The organism is Conexibacter woesei DSM 14684 (assembly GCF_000025265.1).
Taxonomy (GTDB): domain Bacteria; phylum Actinomycetota; class Thermoleophilia; order Solirubrobacterales; family Solirubrobacteraceae; genus Conexibacter; species Conexibacter woesei.
In genome coordinates, this window is the sequence record NC_013739.1 from 3,491,861 (window position 1) to 3,508,606 (window position 16,746).

At 71.3% G+C, this 16,746-nt stretch carries 15 protein-coding genes; 10 read left to right on the plus strand and 5 right to left on the minus strand.

Annotation, left to right across the window (positions count from 1 at the left end):
- Window positions 1–4 precede the first annotated feature (4 nt).
- A complete protein-coding gene (locus CWOE_RS16395; RefSeq protein ID WP_012934752.1) occupies window positions 5–604 on the plus strand; it encodes a hypothetical protein in 600 nt (199 codons plus the stop codon).
- Here the strand turns inward: CWOE_RS16395 and CWOE_RS16400 are convergent.
- Genes CWOE_RS16400 through CWOE_RS16410 form a run of 3 tightly spaced genes read right to left on the minus strand, consistent with a single transcriptional unit; the run spans window position 593 to window position 3,186 of the window.
- Entirely contained in the window at window positions 593–1,924 is a 1,332-nt protein-coding gene (locus CWOE_RS16400) for an acetamidase/formamidase family protein (protein WP_012934753.1), read from the minus strand. The two genes, CWOE_RS16395 and CWOE_RS16400, sit on opposite strands and share 12 nt — an antisense overlap.
- A 1-nt stretch (window position 1,925) precedes the next feature.
- Window positions 1,926–2,174, minus strand: a complete 249-nt coding sequence (locus CWOE_RS16405) for a MoaD/ThiS family protein (protein ID WP_049793304.1) — start codon at window positions 2,172–2,174, stop codon at window positions 1,926–1,928.
- 22 nt (window positions 2,175–2,196) lie between these two features.
- Window positions 2,197–3,186, minus strand: coding sequence for an aldo/keto reductase (locus CWOE_RS16410; RefSeq protein WP_012934755.1), 990 nt, complete (start codon window positions 3,184–3,186; stop codon window positions 2,197–2,199).
- A 141-nt stretch (window positions 3,187–3,327) separates the two neighbouring features.
- On the opposite strand from CWOE_RS16410, the gene CWOE_RS16415 reads away from it, so the two are divergent.
- Both CWOE_RS16415 and CWOE_RS16420 read left to right on the plus strand, forming a co-directional pair.
- Window positions 3,328–5,340 (plus strand): hypothetical protein, encoded by a 2,013-nt coding sequence (locus CWOE_RS16415; RefSeq protein ID WP_148261043.1) that lies wholly within the window; start codon window positions 3,328–3,330, stop codon window positions 5,338–5,340.
- 514 nt (window positions 5,341–5,854) lie between these two features.
- Window positions 5,855–7,105: an MFS transporter gene (locus CWOE_RS16420; protein WP_012934758.1), complete on the plus strand. Its 1,251-nt coding sequence runs from the start codon at window positions 5,855–5,857 to the stop codon at window positions 7,103–7,105.
- On the opposite strand, the gene CWOE_RS16425 is transcribed toward CWOE_RS16420, so the two are convergent.
- Window positions 7,089–7,511, minus strand: a complete 423-nt coding sequence (locus tag CWOE_RS16425) for a septal ring lytic transglycosylase RlpA family protein (RefSeq protein WP_012934759.1) — start codon at window positions 7,509–7,511, stop codon at window positions 7,089–7,091. The two genes, CWOE_RS16420 and CWOE_RS16425, sit on opposite strands and share 17 nt — an antisense overlap.
- Before the next feature lie 64 nt (window positions 7,512–7,575).
- On the opposite strand from CWOE_RS16425, the gene CWOE_RS16430 reads away from it, so the two are divergent.
- The 4 genes from CWOE_RS16430 (at window position 7,576) to CWOE_RS16445 (ending at window position 11,947) form a co-directional block, all read left to right on the plus strand.
- The gene (locus CWOE_RS16430; RefSeq protein ID WP_012934760.1) at window positions 7,576–9,576 is read left to right on the plus strand and encodes an MFS transporter; all 2,001 of its coding nucleotides are present in this window, start codon (window positions 7,576–7,578) and stop codon (window positions 9,574–9,576) included.
- 51 nt (window positions 9,577–9,627) lie between these two features.
- Window positions 9,628–9,909: a DUF427 domain-containing protein gene (locus CWOE_RS16435; RefSeq protein ID WP_012934761.1), complete on the plus strand. Its 282-nt coding sequence runs from the start codon at window positions 9,628–9,630 to the stop codon at window positions 9,907–9,909.
- A 106-nt stretch (window positions 9,910–10,015) separates the two neighbouring features.
- A complete protein-coding gene (locus CWOE_RS16440; RefSeq protein ID WP_012934762.1) occupies window positions 10,016–10,945 on the plus strand; it encodes a hypothetical protein in 930 nt (309 codons plus the stop codon).
- A gap of 81 nt (window positions 10,946–11,026) precedes the next feature.
- The gene (locus CWOE_RS16445; RefSeq protein ID WP_012934763.1) at window positions 11,027–11,947 is read left to right on the plus strand and encodes a hypothetical protein; all 921 of its coding nucleotides are present in this window, start codon (window positions 11,027–11,029) and stop codon (window positions 11,945–11,947) included.
- On the opposite strand, the gene CWOE_RS16450 is transcribed toward CWOE_RS16445, so the two are convergent.
- Window positions 11,944–13,155 (minus strand): saccharopine dehydrogenase family protein, encoded by a 1,212-nt coding sequence (locus CWOE_RS16450; RefSeq protein ID WP_012934764.1) that lies wholly within the window; start codon window positions 13,153–13,155, stop codon window positions 11,944–11,946. The genes CWOE_RS16445 and CWOE_RS16450 overlap by 4 nt on opposite strands.
- A 124-nt stretch (window positions 13,156–13,279) precedes the next feature.
- On the opposite strand from CWOE_RS16450, the gene CWOE_RS16455 reads away from it, so the two are divergent.
- Genes CWOE_RS16455 through CWOE_RS16465 form a run of 3 tightly spaced genes read left to right on the plus strand, consistent with a single transcriptional unit; the run spans window position 13,280 to window position 16,728 of the window.
- Window positions 13,280–14,767, plus strand: coding sequence for a wax ester/triacylglycerol synthase domain-containing protein (locus CWOE_RS16455; protein ID WP_012934765.1), 1,488 nt, complete (start codon window positions 13,280–13,282; stop codon window positions 14,765–14,767).
- 11 nt (window positions 14,768–14,778) lie between these two features.
- Window positions 14,779–15,669: an NAD(P)-dependent oxidoreductase gene (locus CWOE_RS16460; protein ID WP_012934766.1), complete on the plus strand. Its 891-nt coding sequence runs from the start codon at window positions 14,779–14,781 to the stop codon at window positions 15,667–15,669.
- Between the two features lie 57 nt (window positions 15,670–15,726).
- Entirely contained in the window at window positions 15,727–16,728 is a 1,002-nt protein-coding gene (locus tag CWOE_RS16465; RefSeq protein WP_012934767.1) for a glycosyltransferase, read from the plus strand.
- Window positions 16,729–16,746: the final 18 nt, after the last annotated feature.

Sequence of the window (16,746 nt, forward strand, 5' to 3'; positions counted from 1 at the left end):
CGACATGCGAAAGACAGCCGCAGCCGCCGTGGTGCTCGTCACCACGCTGCTGCTCGGACTCGCCGCGGGCTCAGGCTCAGCAGCGACGATAGGGATAACAAACGCGACGCCGCTAACGACGCAGCAGGGGAACCTCACGTTCTTCGGCGGCGGCTTCAGCGCGACGTGCGCCGTCCAGCTCAGAAAGAGACTGAGAACCGGGCTAATACCGGTCCTCGCGTCGCTAACGAGACTCGGGCGGGTCGAGGCCGGTCAGCTCGGGGCCGCGTGTCCCGCAGCGTTCCTAGACCTGCCGCTCCAGCTAGGCGGCCTGCCGCCGATAGGCCCGACGCCGACCAGCTGGGACGTCAGCTTCCTAGGCTCTGACCCGATCACGGGCGAGCTGCTGTTCGGGATCCTAGATTTCCAGATCAAGTTCAACAACGGCTGCCTATACAGAGGCACCCTGCTAGGCCGGCTCAGCAGAGACGGCAGAGTCCTACGCTTCCTCGGCCAGCCGCCGCTTCCGCTGATCGCGGGCGGCCCGGAATGCCCGCCGCAGATAGGCGTTCAGGGCGTCCTCAACGACAACCCGCCGATCATCTACACGCTACTAATCATCTGACGAGCCGTACTGCTCCCGCGCGTAGGCAAGGAGGCCGCGCGCGGCGAGCCGCTCCGCCGGGGCGCGGAACGTCACCTGCACGACGCCCGGATGGCGGCCGATCTCGATCGCACCGGCGATCGTCGCGCGATTCATCACCTCAGGCACGCTCATGCCGAGCAGCTCCGCGGCACGTGCGAGACCGTTGTCGGTCGCGGAGTTGAGGTCGGGCCCGGTGCCGATCACCGAGATCGGCAGCGACTCCTCCAGCTCGGCGACGCCGTATCTCGCGCCGAGCGCCGCCGCACGGGCGCGCTCGGACGCCGTCAGCGGCTTGGCGAGGAACGGCAGATCCTCTGCGACGGGGAGGAGGATCGGACCGTCGATCCCGAGGCCCTTGACGACCTCGACCTGCAGCGTGACCGTGCCCGACACGTCGGCAGTGTGGCCGGCGATCTCGCCGTCGCCCTGGAGCGCGTGCATGTCGCCCATGTAGACGCCGCCGCCGTCGACCTTCACCGGGCAGATCAGGATCGCGCCGGCGCGGACCGCGTCGACGTCGAGGTGGCCGTCGGTCTTGTGCTGCTGCAGCTCCTGCGCGGTGAGCGCGTAGCGGTGCGGCGCGCCGACGAGGAACGAGCCGAAGTCGCCGGCGTTGTGCGAGTCGGGGATCGTCGTCGACGGCGTCGTGCCGAGCTGCCCCATGAACGGGCGCAGCCGCGTCGCGAGCGCGACGACGTCGTGCGGCGCGAACGTCAGGATCGGGTTCTGGACGGAGCCGTCCGGCAGCGCGGCCGCGCGGGCGGCTTCGCGCGCGAAGCGCTCCGCCGCCTCCCGGCCGACCGTCACGCCGACGGCGTGCTGCTCGTCGAACGCGATCGTGTAGCCGTTGGTGAACGTGAACGGCGTCGCGTCGGCGCCGCATCTCGCGCAGCGCACGGCGGTCGGTCCGATCCCGTCGAGCGTCGTCGCCGGCCACTCGTCGCCGCAGCCGGGGCAGACGGCGGCGCAGTACGGGTCGCCGTTGAAGCGGCCGTCCATCGCCTGGTCGTTGCCGGAGGAGGTAGCGAGCGAGGTGACCGAGATGTCCTTGATGCGGATCGCGATCGCGTCGCCGACGCGGGCGCCTTCGACGGCGACCGGCTGCGCGACCTCGTGACCGCCGCGGATCGCGGGCGTGATCATCGGCCCCCAGCAGCCGGGCGCGGTGTTGACGACGACGTGGCCGCCGTCGGCGACCGGGCCGAGCATCGGCACGTCCGGCCCCAGCAGGCCGTTCGTGAACGTCTCGACGAAGACGGTGCGGTGCGCGGTCGTTGCGGTCGTGGGCTCGACGGCCATGTCAGCTGCCTCCTGCGACGGGGATCAGAAGCGCGACCTCGTCGCCGTCGGCGAGCGCGTCATCGTGCGCGACGTGGCTGCCGGCACGCACCGGCAGCGCCGCGCCGAGCGCCGGCGCCAGCTCCGGCTGCTCGCCGGCGAGCCGGTCGAGCAGCTGGCCGACGGTGGCGCCGTCGGGGAGGTCGAGCGTGAGCTGAGGTGCCGCCGCGAGGCGGGCGAGTGCCGCTGCGAAGCGCACCTTCACACGCATGGGGCGAGCGTACATCGCAGCGCTATCCGTCGACGAACGACATGTCCGGGTAGCGGTCGCCGGCGGCAGCGCCGACCGGAGCGGCGGCGTCGAGCCGCGCCAGCTCTTCGGACGAGAGCGGGATCGCCGCGGCGGCGACGTTCTGCTCCAGGTAGCTGCGGCGCTTTGTGCCGGGGATCGGGACGACGTCCTCGCCCTGCGCGAGCACCCACGCCAGCGCGAGCTGTCCGGGCGTGACGCCCTTCTCCTCAGCGATCTCGCGCACGCGCTCGACGAGCGCGAGGTTGGCGGCGAGCGCGTCCGCGGCGAAGCGCGGGTTGTGGCGGCGGACGTCGCCGTCCTCGAGGTCGGCCAGCGATCTGATCGTGCCGGTCAGGAAGCCTCGGCCGAGCGGGGAGTAGGGGACGAAGCCGATCCCCAGCTCGCGCAGCGCCGGCAGGATCTCCGCCTCCGGATCGCGCGACCACAGCGAGTACTCGGTCTGCACAGCGCTGATCGGGTGGACGGCGTGCGCGCGGCGGATCGTCGCGGGCGACGCCTCGCTCAAGCCGAGGTAGCGGACCTTGCCGGCCGCGACCAGCTCGGCCATCGCGCCGACGGTCTCCTCGATCGGCGTCCGCGGATCGACGCGGTGCTGGTAGTAGAGGTCGACGTGCTCAACGCCGAGGCGCCGCAGCGACGCGTCGATCGATCTGCGGACGTACTCCGGCGAGCCGTCCATGCCGCGTCTGGCCGGATCGGCGGGATCGCGCACGATGCCGAACTTCGTCGCCAGCACGACCTGGTCGCGGCGGTCGGCGATCGCTCTGCCGACAAGCTGCTCGTTCGTGTGCGGTCCGTAGACGTCGGCCGTGTCGAGCAGCGTGACGCCCAGTTCGAGCGCGCGATGGATCGTCGCGATCCCCTCGGCCTCGTCCGTCGTGCCGTAGAACTCCGACATCCCCATGCAGCCGAGGCCTTCGGCCGAGACCGTCAGCCCTTGCGTTCCGAGTCTGCGCTGCTTCAGTGACATTCGATTCTCTCTCGATAGAGGGTGATCTTGGTCTCAGCCTCGTTGCCCGCACCGTCGCGGACGAGCGCCGCGTTCGTGTAGCGTGGCCGCACGGGAGAGCGCGAACGCGCCTCATTCTGCGCACACGTGAAGGGGGATTCCGTGTCGAGCAAACGGTCGGATCGAGTACGGCGGCTGCGCCGTGGCGGACTGCTCGCGACGTTGGGGGCGCTGCTGGTGATGGCCGGCGGCAGCCCGGCGCAGGCGGTCTTCGGACCGCCCGGCGAGGTCACGATCAGCTTTTGGTGCCCGCCTCCGCAGCAGTTCATCCCGGACGCCGCGAGCGCGCAGCAGCGCATGCAGCAGATCAAGGACGCCGGTTTCAACCTCGTCACGACGAACGCCTGCGACCTCGGCGAGTGGCCGGTCGAGGTCACCAGACGCGCGCTCGTCGCGGCCGACGCGGTCGGGCTGAAGGCGCTCGTGCACGACGAGCGCTTCAGAAGAGCGGCGGAGACCGGCGACACGTCGGGCGTCCCGGGCGTCGCCAGAGACTTCGCCGGCTACCCCGCCGTCGCCGGCTATGAGGTCATCGACGAGCCCAGCTACGGCTTCATCCCGGTCGCGGCCGAGATGGTCAGAACGCTGAGAACGCTCGACCCGGCCCACGCCAGCTACATCAACCTTCTTCCGAGCTGGGATCCGAACCTGCCGGTGCCGTACACGAGATACGTCGGCGACTACCTCAACGCGGTCGACCCGGTCCTGCTCAGCTACGACAACTACCTCTGGCCGACGATGTACACGAACCTCATCACGATCCGTGACGAGGCGAGAAGACGTGGGATCCCGTTCTGGAACGTCGTGCTCGCGACGGCGCACGGCAGATTCCCGGACCAGCCGACCGCCCCGCAGATGCTGTGGGAGGGGATGCAGACGCTCGCGTACGGCGGCACGGGAATACTGTGGTTCGTCTACTGGGACATGATCGACCCCGACTTCAGAGAGGCGATGATCGACGCGAGAGGCAACGAGACGCCGCTCTACGCCGAGACCGCCGCGATCAACGCGAAGCTGAGAACGATCGGCAGACCGCTCGTCGGGGCAAGACACGTCAGGACGTTCCAGACCGGGCCCGATCCGCTGCCGGCCGGCGGTGTCCGCCGTCAGCCGCAGACGCCGGTGTTCGGCGACGACAACGCGCCGATGACGATCGGCGTCTTCGAGGACGACAGCTACGTCTACTCGCTCGTCACCAGCCGTGACACGGCATCCGCCCGCACTGCGAACACGCGGCTGAAGTACAACGCGACGCTGCCGCAGCGGCTGACCGGTCCGGGCAGCTGGACGACGGTCAGCCCGACGAGCACCGGCGGTGGGCTCGCCGCCGTCAGCGCGTCGCTGGCGCCGGGCGACGCCGTTCTCTATCGCGTCGCCAAGCCGCTCGCGAGAGTCGACGACGAGGTCGTGATCGGCCGGGTGCGCAACAACCACGGCACGCTTCACTCGGTCGACTCCGCCGGCGGCGTCACCTACATGGGCCCGGCGCCGTGGGGCACCTGCCCGCCGGGCTACGGCGAGGCCGGGCGCTACGAGCGTCCCAACGGCTTCTGGGTCTGCACGCGCAGCGACCTCGCCGGCCGCGGCGTCTACGTCGGGAACGTCGTCAACAACGGCAGCGAGCTCGTCCGCGTGCAGAACGGCAACGCGCTCCCGCTCGGCCCGAAGGCGTGGAGCGGCTGCACGAACACGAGCAGATTCGTCGCCCAGCTGCTGGAGTCGAACGGCTTCTGGGTCTGTCTCGACGCGGCCGACCGCAGAGGCCCGGAGGCGGTGGTCGGGCTGGTGCGCGCGAACGACGGGCAGCTGTACGCGACCGACTACGCCAACGGCACCTACCACGTCGGCTCCGGCGGCTGGGGCGCCTGTCCCGGCGGCTACGGCTACGTCGGCAAGTACGAGGCGGTCAACGGCTTCTGGCTCTGCGCTCGCAGCGACCTCGTGCCGAGAACGTTCCTCGTCGGCAACGTCGTCGCCAACGCCGCGACGCTCTTCAGCGTCACATGGGGCGCCGTCAGCGCGATCCACTACCCGGCGGCGTGGAACGACTGCAGAGGCGGGAGACTGCTCGGCAACCTCGTCGTCTCGAACGGCTTCTGGCTCTGCCAGCAGTGACAACCACGCGCCACGCGGCAGGGCGGTCGTCAGACGCCCTGCCGGAGATCAGCACAGGTAGTTGCCGTTGACGTAGCCCGAGCTGAGGAGGGCGAAAGAGTAGCCATGGTAGAAGTTTCCGGCTGCGGGACTCCACACTTGGAAGGTCGTCCCGTTCCCCATCCACCCATATATCGGCGAGCTGGGATTTGGCGCCGACCGAAGGGGCGCGGGACCATTACAAATCGTGGAGGCGGATGCCGTCGCTGACGTACCGCCCAACACTGCGAGCGCACAGACCAAGACCAAGCCCAGCGCCATCTTCAACCTCGACATGACGAGTCTCCCCCTGCGGACCGGACCTTTTGGTCCGGATTTACGAGTGTAGTAAGCCTAAGTAAAGGTAGAGCGACGGTCAAGGTTCCGGCTCGCGCGACACGCGCCGCTGGGAAGTCAAGGCCGACGACAGCGCGGGGTCGCCGGGCGGCGAGCGAGGGGGCGGCGTGAGCCGGGAGCGGGTAGACCCGTTGCCAGCGTGGCCGCCGACCCCCGGACATCGCAGGTTCACGAGCGGCGCGCGATCTGGCTGCTGGGCCTGCCGACCTTCGGGCTGGCGCTGTCGATCACCGTCGTCACGACGTACCTGCCGCTGATCGCGCAAGAGTTCACCGACAGCTCGATCGTCGTCGGCGTCCTGATCGGCAGCGAGGGCCTGCTCGCACTCGCGCTCCCACTCGTCGTCGGCACCTGGTCGGACCAGCTCAAGTCGCCGATCGGCGGTCGCCTGCCGTTCCTGCTCGTCGCCACGCCGCCGCTCGCGATCTCGCTCGCGCTGCTCGGCTTCGCCGGCTCGCTCGTGATCGCGCTCGGGCTCGTCTGGCTCTTCTTCGCCGCCTACTTCGTCGCGTACGAGCCGTACCGCGCGCTCTACCCCGACCTCGTCTCCGACGCGAACGCCGGCAAGTCGCAGAGCGTGCAGGCGATCTGGCGCGGCGCCGCGACCGGCCTGGCGCTCGTCGCCGGCGGCCTGCTGTTCGACCTCGAGCCGTGGATCCCGTTCGTCGTCTCGGCGGTCGTGACCGCCGCGGTGATGTTCGTCTTCCTCCACATCATGGTCCGCGCGCCCGGCCGCAGATGGCACGAGCCGGAGCATCCCAAGCCGCTCGGCGCCGCCGTCCGCGAGCTGCGCTCGCTCGTCGAAGGGCGTCCCGGGCTGCAGGCGTACCTCGCCGCCAACGCCCTGTGGGAGGCGTCGCTCGGCGCGCTCAAGACGTTCGTGCTGCTGTACGTCACCGTCGGGCTCGGGATCGACGTCGCCGACGCGGCGCTGATCGTCGGCGCCGCCGCCACGTTCGTGCTCGGCGGCGCGGTCGTGAGCGGGATCCTCGCCGACCGCTACGGGCAGCTGCCGGTGCTGCGCGTCACGCTGATCGTCTACGGCTTCGGCCTGCTGATCCCGGCGGTCACGACCGCGACGCTGCCGCTCGCGTTGATAGCGCCGCTGGCGGCGTTCGGCGGCGGCACGCTGATGACGCTGCCATACGCGCTGCTGATGCCGCACATGCCGGCCGGCTCGCACGGCGCGCTGACCGGCTTCTACAGCCTCAGCCGCGGCATCGGGACGATGCTCGGCCCGCTCCTGACCGGGCTCGCCGTCCAGCTGCTGAGAGGCCCGTTCGACGGCACCGAGGGCTATCAGGCGATGTGGCTCGTCTGTGGCGGGACGGTGCTCGCCAGCCTCTTCTTCGTGCGGCGGATGAGCGCCGCGCTCAGAGCCGCCACGTGACGACGGCGAGCCCGGGGAAGCCGAGCGCCTCGGCGGCCGCGCCCGTGAGGTCCCACTCGCGCCCGTCGATCCACGGACCGCGGTCGATCACCGGCACCTGCACCGTCCGGCCGCGGTAGGTGAACGTCACGATCGTGCCGCACGGCAGCGTGCGCGAGGCGACGCCGAGCTGGTCGGGCGCGAGCGTCCCGCCGCACGCCAGCTCCTGTCCGTAGTCGTCGAAGCGCGACGCGAGATCGTGCTGCCAGCCGGCCTCGCGGAGCGTCTGGTCGCCCTGCACGAACGTCCGGTCGGCCTCCGCCGGCTCGCCGCGGGCGAGCGACAGCCCGGTCGCGAACGCGACCGCGGCGAGGCCCGAAAGCACGAGCGCCGCGAGCAGACGGCGCCTGACGACGGAGGGATACATAAGAAATCGGGTGATTCCCGCTGGGCGTGCGCGCGAACCGGTGGCGGCGGGTAGACCTCCCGCCATGAGCGCGAGCGCGCCGCCGGTCGGCGAGGTGCGGGTCAAGGCGGTCTTCGCAGGCCTGATGCTCGCGATGCTGCTCGCCTCGCTCGACCAGACGATCGTCGCGACCGCGCTGCCGACGATCGTCGGCGACCTCGGCGGGTTGGAGCACATCTCGTGGGTCACGACCGCGTACCTGCTCGCGTCGACCGCCTCGACGCCGCTCTACGGCAAGCTCGGCGACCTCTACGGCCGCAAGCTGGTCTTCCAGGTCGCGATCGTGATCTTCCTGATCGGCTCGGCGCTGTGCGGCATGAGCCAGTCGATGCTGGAGCTGATCCTCTTCCGCGCGCTCCAGGGGCTCGGCGGCGGCGGCCTGATCGTCGGCGCGCAGGCGATCATCGGCGACGTCGTCTCGCCGCGCGAGCGCGGCCGCTACCAGGGCCTGTTCGGCGCCGTCTTCGGCGTCACGAGCGTCGCCGGCCCGCTGCTCGGCGGCTTCTTCGTCGAGCACCTGACGTGGCGCTGGATCTTCTACGTCAACCTGCCGATCGGCGCCATCGCGCTCGTCGTGATCGCGACGGTGCTGCCCGCCAGCGCGCTGCGTGCCAGACACCGGATCGACTGGCTCGGGACGGCGCTGATGGCGAGCGGCGTCAGCTGCCTGATCCTGTTCCTCAGCCTCGGCGGCACGACCCAGCCGTGGGGCTCGCCGCAGTCGGTCGCGCTCGGCGTCGCCGGCCTCGTGCTGACGGTGCTGTTCGTGCTCGCCGAACGGCGCGCGGAGGAGCCGATCCTGCCGCTGCGACTGTTCTCCAACCGCGTCTTCGCCGTCGCCAGCGCGATCGGCTTCATCGTCGGCTTCGCGCTGTTCGGCGCGGTCACGTTCCTGCCGCTGTTCCTGCAGGTCGTCAACGGCGCGAGCGCGACCAGCTCGGGCCTGCAGCTCGTGCCGATGATGCTCGGCGTGCTGGTGACGTCGATCGGGTCGGGGCAGATCATCTCCCGCACCGGCCGCTACCGGCTGTTCCCGATCGTCGGGACGGCGGTGATGGCGGTCGGGTTCGTGCTGCTGTCGCGGATGGACGCCTCGACCGGCGCGCTGCAGCGCTCGGTCTCGATGCTCGTGCTCGGCCTCGGCCTCGGGATGGTGATGCAGGTGCTCGTGCTGGCGGTGCAGAACGCCGTCGACTACAGAGACCTCGGCACCGCGACCTCCGGCGCGACGTTCTTCCGCTCGATCGGCGGCTCGTTCGGCGTCGCGATCTTCGGCGCGATCTTCTCCAACCGGCTCGCGACGACGCTCGCAGACGCGTTCCCGAACGGGCCGCCGGGCGGGGGAGGGAGCGGGGAGGGCGTCGACCCGGCAGCGATCCAGCAGCTGCCGCCGCCGATCCGCAGCGACTTCGTCGACGCCTACGCGCAGGCGCTGCAGACCGTCTTCCTCGTCGCGGTGCCGATCGCGCTCGTCGGGTTCGCGCTGACGTGGCTGCTGCGCGAGGTCCCGCTGCGCAGAACGGTCGAGACGAGCGGGCTCGGCGAGTCGTTCGCGATGCCCAAGCCCGACACCTCGCTCGACGAGATCGCGCGCGCCGTCAGCCAGCTCGCCCGCCGCGACACGCTGCTGAAGATCTACGCGCGGCTCGGCGCGCGCGCCGGCATCGACCTGTCGCCGGGCGCGCTGTGGCTGCTGGCGCGGATCGCCGAGCACGAACCGGTCACGCTCGCCCACGTCGCGACCCACTGCGGCGTCGCGCACAGACGGCTCGTGACGCCGTTCTCGGAGTTGGCGGACGCCGGCTACGTCGAGGGCGAGGGCGGCGCGCTGACGCTGACGCCCGCGGGCGCCGCGATCCGCGTGCGGATGGTCGAGGCGCGGCGGGCGCGGCTGGAGGAGCTGCTCGACGGCTGGTCGCCCGAGCAGCACGACGAGCTGGCGAGATTCCTCGTGCGGCTCGCGAGCGACCTCAGAGAGGACGAGCACGAGGGACCGCCGGAGCCGGTCGCCGCCGCACGCGAGTGACGCCGCGCGGCGCGGCTACAGTGATTGCACGTCCCACCGAAAGGAGCCGTCATGCGTGCCACCTGGAACGGCGTCACCCTCGCCGAGAGCGACGACACGGTCGTCGTCGAGGGCAACCACTACTTCCCGGTCGGGTCGATCGTCAGCGAGCACTTCGCGGCGAGCGACAGCCACACGATCTGCCCGTGGAAGGGCACCGCCAGCTACTACCACGTGGAGGCCGGCGGCGAGACCAACAGCGACGCCGCCTGGTTCTACCCCGAGCCGAAGGACGCGGCGAAGGAGATCAAGGGCCACGTCGCGTTCTGGAGAGGGGTGGAGGTCTCCGACTGATCGAGCCGGAGGACGGGCCTCACCTCCTACGCACTGGCTTCTTGCGTTTCGCTTCGATCGCGAGCATGCTCTCGCTGGGGAGCGCCGGACCGATCGGAGGTACGAGATGTCCACGAGGCTTCGCCTCATCCTGCTCACCCTGACGCTGCTCGCGACGAGCGCCGCTGCTCACGGCAGCGCGCTCGCCGTGACCGGCTTCCAGGTCACCAGCGGCACGAGCTACACCGCCGCCGGCACGATCACGTTCGAGACGTCCGTCGGGACGGCCATCTGCTCGGCGACACTCACCGGCACGATGGCACCGTCCTGGCTACCGACGGCGCTAGCGACGACCGGCGCCATCACGGGCGGGTCCTTCGTCGGCTGCAGAGGGATCGCGACGAGCGTCACCCTCCTAGGGTCATCGACGCCCGCCGGCTACGGATCGTTCACGGGGACGCTACCGAACCCGACCGCGATCAACCAGACGTTCCTAGGACTCTCGTTCTCGCTCGCGACGCCACTCGGCACGTGTCTATACACCGGCAACCAGCCCGCGACGTTGAACCTCACGACGGGGACGGCGATGTCGCTGTGGTCCGGCGCGTACACGTTGGTCAGAGGACTCTGCCCCGCGGCCGCGAGAGTCTCCGGATCGCTCACCGTCACCCCGAGAATCGCCGTGGTGGTCGGTGACAACGACCTCGCGAGATGGACCTGGCTGCCGAGCAACTCGCTCGACTTCGGCACCAGAGCGCCCGGCAGCACGACGAGCGGTCTGCTGACGTTCAAGAACACGTCCGCGCTACAGATCTTCAGACTCACCGGGCCCGGATCACTGAGCGACGCGACCAACTTCAGCTACGACGGCGCGAGAGTCATCCTCGGCCTAATCATAGGACCGGGCGACCGGTTGCAGATAGACGCCAGCTTCGCTCCACCAGGCGGCGCACCGCTGGACACTCCGTTCTTCAGCGACTTCACCCTGAGATTCAGAGACGGCGCTGCGGCGAACTACGAGACGGTGATGCTCTTGAGAGGCCGCACGACCCCCTGAGGCATCCGACCAGGTTCTTGCGTTTCGGTCCGATCGCGGGCATGCTCGCGCCGGGGAGGCGCCGGAAACGGAGGGATCGGGATGTCGAAGAGAGTCCGCCTCGCACTGCTGGCGCTGTCGCTGCTCGCAGCGACAGCCGCCGGCCCTGGGACCGCCGCGGCCGTCCTAGGGTTCCGCGTCACCGCCGGCGCGAGATTCAGCGTGAGCGGGCCGGTGACGTTCACGTCGAGCTTCGGCACCGCCGAATGCTCGCTCAGAGCGACCGGAACGCTCGCCGCCTCGTGGCTAAAGACCAGACTCGCCAACATGGGCTCGATCACGAGCGTCACCGCGACCTCGTGCAGAGGCGCCGTCTCCGCGCTCGTGCACCTAGGGCCGACGACGCCGCTCGCGTACGTCTCGTTCTCCGGCGCCCTACCGAGCGTCGTGCTCGTGAACCACGTGATGCAGAGATTCGGCGTCGCGCTCACGACGCCGTTCGGCTTGTGCCTATACGGCGGCGACCTCGCCGCGTCGCTGAACATCTGGCTGGGCCCGGTGTGGTTCGAGATACACAGAAGCTCGCTGCCGAAGGTGAGCGGCAGCGCCTTGTGCCCGGCGACGGGCACGGTCTCGGGCATGATGTCCGGCGGGGCGTTGACCGTCACGACCGGCGACAACGACCTCGCCGAGTGGGCGTGGCAGGGGAGAAACCCCTACGACTTCGGGACAGTCGCGACCGGCGTCGAGCAGGTCGGCACGCTCACGTTCAAGAACACCTCGGCGCTACGCAGCCTCGATCTGGACGGGCCGGTCCAACTCTCCGACGACGACCACTTCGACTACGACCCCCCGAGACTCGCCGGGATCATCGCGCCGGGCGCCTCGCGCAGCATAGACGTGACGTTCAGAGGAGCGACGCCGGGGACCGCGTACCAGTCTGACTTCATCGTCCATCCGCTGGACGACGAGGACCAGGAGTACCAGACGGCGATCCAGCTGAGAGCCAGAACGGCTCCCTAGGCCCGCTCCTCGCTTCTCCACGGCGAGCCGTACGCGGTCAGCAGGTCGAGGAAGGGCACGGCGTCGAACGCCTCCGGGCCGAGCACGCCCGTGCCCTTCCAACTGCCGTTCGCGAGCAGCTCGAGCGCGACGACGGGGTTGATCGCCGTCTGCCAGACGACCGCCTGGCTGCCGTACTCGCGCATCGTCGTCTCGTTGTCGGCGACGTGGTAGAGGTAGGTCGCGCGCGGTCTGCCGTCCTTCCCGGTCCCGGTCACGTACGTGCCGGCGCACGTGCGGCCGGTCATCCGATCGCCGAGCGTCGCCGGGTCCGGAAGCGTCGCGGCGACGACGTCGCGCGGCGCCACGTCCACGCCGCGCACGCGCACCGGCTCGGTCGCGTCGAGGCCGAGCTTGTGGAGCGTCTTGAGCACGTCGATGAACTCGCTCCCGAGGCCGTACTTGAACGTCACCCGTCTGCACGCCACCCAGCGCGGGATCAGCGCTACCTCCTCGTGCTCGACGTTGACGCACTCGACCTCGCCGATCCCCTCCGGGAAGGTGAAGACCTCGGGCTCGGAGAACGGCGCCGTCGTGAACCAGCCGCGCTCGCGCTCCCAGATCAGCGGCGGGTTGAGGCACTCCTCGATCGTCGTCCAGATCGAGAACGTCGGCGCGAACTCGTAGCCCTCCACGACCAGGTCGGCACCGTCGCGCACGCCGACCTCGTCGATCTCGGAGAAGAGGTGGTCCTGCGCGTATCTGGCGAAGACGTCCGACAGCCCGGGCTCGACGCCGATCCCGACGAGCGCCAGCTGACCGGCGCGCTCCCACGCCTCCGCGGCGGCGAACTGAACGTCGCCGAGCATCACGCCGGTCTCGCTGAACGGATGCTGCGGATGGCGCTTGGAGAGCGTCATCGCCATGTCGAGGTAGGTGACCCGCGCGACGTGCGCGGCGTTGAAGATCGGTTCGTTGAAACGCGGGTCGCAGGCGTTCAAGCTCGCGTCCGCGCGCGACTCGCGCATCAGCGCGACGAGCGCGCTCTCGTCGCTCGCGTCGACCTCCGCGGCGCTGAAGCGGTCCGGCTCGCCGAGCCGATCGACGACCGCCTGCGCCCGTGCGCGGTCGACGTCCGCGAGCACCATGTGGGAGAAGAAGCTCCGCCGCTGCGCGATCGCGGCCGCCGCGGCGCCGACCCCGCCCGTCCCGACGATGAGGATTCGCATCGGCCGACCCTACTCCCGCCGACGCGCCACCTGCACAGTCTTTCGTCCATGTGGAACAGCCGCTCGGCGGCACGTTGGACGCCGGGACGTGGTGCACCGAGGGGGTTCCCTCAATCATGCCTCCATGGAGCAGGTCTCCCCGGCCAGCGCGGCACTGCTGCAGCTCGAATCGCAGGCGGCGCAGATGCACGTCGGCTGGCTCGCGCGCGTCGACGCGGGAGCGGGCGGAGCGGCGGTCGACGTCGAGGCGCTGCGCGAGCGGGTCGAGCGGCGGCTGGTCGGCGCGCCGCGCTTCCGGCGCGTCGTCGCCCGAGCGGACGCGGGCGAGGGCGGCGCGCTCGTCTGGCGCGACGACCCCTCCTTCGCGGTCGCGCGCCACGTCGCCGTCAGCGATGCGGCGGTGACCGGCGAGGACGAGCTGCGCGGCGTGATCGACCGCTTCCTGTCCGAGCGGCTCGCCCGCGACCGCCCGCTGTGGCGGGTGCTGGTCGTCCCGCGTCCGCGCGGCGGCGCGGCGATCGTCGGGACGGCGCACCGTGCGCTGCTCGCCGCGCACGAGACGACGACGCTGCGCGAGCTCGTCTTCGACCGTGGACCGGACGGCGCCGCGGGCGCCGCCGCAGGCAGCGCCGCCGCCCGCGCCGGGGCAGACGCGCTCGCGCTGAGCGAGTTCCGCACGGCGGCGCGGATGGAAGCGGTGACCGCCGCGCAGCGGGAGCACGGCCGCATCGGGACGACGCTGCGGCACGCGGCGTACACGCGCACCGAGGGCCTGCTCTCCTCAGCGCCGCCGTCGTTCCTCAACGCGCCGCCGGCGGCGCGACGGGGCGGCGCGCCCGGCGGCGCCGCCGCCGGAGCCTCGACGACGGGCCTCGACCGCCCCGGCGCGCGCACGATCGCGACCGCGCGGCTGGAGCTCGGGCGGCTGAGGCGGATCGCGGAGCGCACCGAGACCGAGCTGCACGACGTCGTGCTGGCGGTCGCGGCCGGCGCATTGCGGCGGGTCGCGCTGGCGGCCGGCGAGCAGCCGGCGAACCTGCGCGCGATGGTGCCGGTCGACCCCGCCGGGGAGACCCTCCTGCTCGGCGACGCGCCGAGCGCGGTGGTCGAGCTGCCCGTCGCCGAGCGGACGCCGCTCACGCGGCTGCGCGCGATTCACGCGACGATGGCCGCGGTTCGGGACCCGCGCGGAGGACGCGCAAGCGGCGCGCCACGCGGCGCAGGCGCTGGCGGCGGCGACACGGGCCCGGACGAGCGCGGCGCGCGGCCGACGCTGCTCGCCGGCCCGCCGGACGAGCTGCCGTCACGGCTGGCGCTGGCGGCGCGGCTCTGCAACCTCACGATCCCGAGCGCGCACGGGCCGGAGCGGGCGCTGCAGCTCGCCGGCGCCCACGTGCGCGCGCTCTTCCCTGTCACACCGGCGCCCGACGACCACGGGCTGACGCTCAGCACGCTCGCGTACGGACGCCACCTCCACGTCACCGCGGCAGCCGACGCGGCGGCGATCGGCGGGGTCGGGCGGCTGCCGGTGATGCTCGCCGACGCGGTCGAGGAGCTGGCGCTGTCGACCGGCGCGAGCCCCTCGCGAGGTCTTCCGCAGACGGCTCGCTAGCATCCGCCGCCATGGAGCGGATCGGATTCATCGGCCTCGGCATCATGGGCTCGCGGATGGCGGCGAACCTGCGCCGCGCCGGGCATCCCGTCACCGTCTGGAACCGCACGCGCGCTAGAGCGGAGGCGTGGGCCGCCGAGCACGGCGGGACGGTCGCCGCGACGCCGGCGGAGGTCGCGGCGGCGAGCGACGTCGTGATCACGATCGTCGTCGACGGCACGCAGGTCGAGCAGGTGCTGCTGGGCGAGGACGGGGTCGTCGAGGACGCGCGCCCGGGTCTGCTCTGCATCGACATGTCGACGATCGCGCCCGACGAGAGCCGGCAGATCGCCGCGCGGCTCGCCGAGCGCGGTGTCGCGTTCGTCGACGCGCCCGTCACGGGCTCCTCGCCGAAGGCCGAGGACGGGACGCTGACGATCATGGTCGGCGGCGCCGAGGCGGACGTCGCCCGCGCCCGCCCGGTGCTGGAGCGGATGGGGGAGAAGATCGTCCACGTCGGCCCCGTCGGGCAGGGCGAGACGGTCAAGGTGCTGTGCAACGCGGTCGCCGCGACGAACGCCGCGACGCTCGCGCAGGCGCTGCTGGTCGGCAAGCGCGCGGGCGTCGACCTCGAGCGGATGGTCGACGTGCTGAAGGCCAGCTCGGCCGGATCGGCGATGGCCGATCTGAAGGCCGGTCCGATGCTCGCGCACGACTTCACGACGCTCTTCAAGCTGGAGCACATGCTCAAGGACGTGAGGTACGCGCTCGACGCCGGCGAGGCAGCCGGCGCGCCGTTCCCGTTCGCGGCCGCGACGCGCGAGCTGCTGAGCGCCGGCGTCGGCCGCGGCCTCGGCGAGCAGGACTTCGCCGCCGTGCTGGAGGTCCTCGAAGGCCTCGCCGGCGCGCGGCTGGACGACTGAGGCCCAGCCGCGCGGCTCACGGTTGCTTAACCGCCGCGACGTGGGCATGCTCGGTGCATGCAGATCGTCTCGCTGGTGCCTGAGGGGGCGCCCAGCTCGTTGTACCGATCGTTCATCCCGATGCAGGCGCTGGCGCTCAACGGCCACCGCGTGCACGTCGAGGAGCGCGACGCGGTCGGCGATCCGGGGCCGTTGCTCGACGTCGACGTCGTCCACATCTTCCGGCTCTCCCATCAGCCGGCGCGGCGCCTCGCGAGAAGACTCCAGGAGGCCGGCGTCGCGGTCGTCTGGGACAACGACTTCGATATGACGACGGCGCCCGGTGACCATCCCGTCGGGAGAGCGCTGCGCGGGATGGCCGGCCAGCGCGCCGTCGCCGACGCCAACGCGATGCTGCGGATCGCCGACGTCGTCACGGCGCCGACCGAGGAACTGGCGGCGCGGCATCGCTCGGCCGGCGCCGCCGACGCGCGGGTGTTCGAGAACTGGCTCCCGCCGACGTTCACGCGGCCGCGGACGCTCCCGCCGAGAGGGCTGACGATCGGCTGGGCCGGGATGGGCGAGCACGAGTGGGACTTCGCGCAGCTCGGCTTGAGAGACGTGCTGGCGCGGGTCTTGGAGCGCCATCTCCACGTGCGGATGCTGGGGATCGGCGCCGACGTCGGGCTCACCAGCCCGCGCTATGAGCACCTGCCGTGGCAGGCGTACGACGACCTGCCCGGGCTGTTGGCACGCTGCGACGTCCTGATCGCGCCGCTCGCCGACGTCTCGTTCAACCAGACGCGCTCGAACGTCAAGCTGAAGGAGTACGCCGCGCTCGGCGTGCCGTGGCTCGCGTCGCCGGTCGGCGACTACGCGTGGATGGGCGAGGCCGAGGGTGGCCGGCTGGTCGCCGACAGCGATTGGAGCAGCCACATCGAAGCGCTCGTGCGCGACGAGGATGCGCGCCGCACGCTTGCGGCCAACGGCCGCAGATGGGCGGCCGGCGAGGTCGTCGTCGACCACGTCGGCGAGCTGGAGCAGCTGTACGAGCACGCCGCCGCGCTCGCGCGCGGCTGACCGGGCGCGCCTCGCGTC

Coding starts and splice junctions, on each gene's coding strand:
- CWOE_RS16450 (WP_012934764.1), bottom strand. CDS start 13,155: ATGCGAATCCTCATCGTCGGGACGGGCGGGGTCGGCGCCGCGGCGGCC.
- CWOE_RS16440 (WP_012934762.1), top strand. CDS start 10,016: ATGTCCACGAGGCTTCGCCTCATCCTGCTCACCCTGACGCTGCTCGCG.
- CWOE_RS16395 (WP_012934752.1), top strand. CDS start 5: ATGCGAAAGACAGCCGCAGCCGCCGTGGTGCTCGTCACCACGCTGCTG.
- CWOE_RS16410 (WP_012934755.1), bottom strand. CDS start 3,186: ATGTCACTGAAGCAGCGCAGACTCGGAACGCAAGGGCTGACGGTCTCG.
- CWOE_RS16425 (WP_012934759.1), bottom strand. CDS start 7,511: ATGTATCCCTCCGTCGTCAGGCGCCGTCTGCTCGCGGCGCTCGTGCTT.
- CWOE_RS16430 (WP_012934760.1), top strand. CDS start 7,576: ATGAGCGCGAGCGCGCCGCCGGTCGGCGAGGTGCGGGTCAAGGCGGTC.
- CWOE_RS16405 (WP_049793304.1), bottom strand. CDS start 2,174: ATGCGTGTGAAGGTGCGCTTCGCAGCGGCACTCGCCCGCCTCGCGGCG.
- CWOE_RS16435 (WP_012934761.1), top strand. CDS start 9,628: ATGCGTGCCACCTGGAACGGCGTCACCCTCGCCGAGAGCGACGACACG.
- CWOE_RS16400 (WP_012934753.1), bottom strand. CDS start 1,924: ATGGCCGTCGAGCCCACGACCGCAACGACCGCGCACCGCACCGTCTTC.
- CWOE_RS16465 (WP_012934767.1), top strand. CDS start 15,727: ATGCAGATCGTCTCGCTGGTGCCTGAGGGGGCGCCCAGCTCGTTGTAC.
- CWOE_RS16460 (WP_012934766.1), top strand. CDS start 14,779: ATGGAGCGGATCGGATTCATCGGCCTCGGCATCATGGGCTCGCGGATG.
- CWOE_RS16445 (WP_012934763.1), top strand. CDS start 11,027: ATGTCGAAGAGAGTCCGCCTCGCACTGCTGGCGCTGTCGCTGCTCGCA.
- CWOE_RS16455 (WP_012934765.1), top strand. CDS start 13,280: ATGGAGCAGGTCTCCCCGGCCAGCGCGGCACTGCTGCAGCTCGAATCG.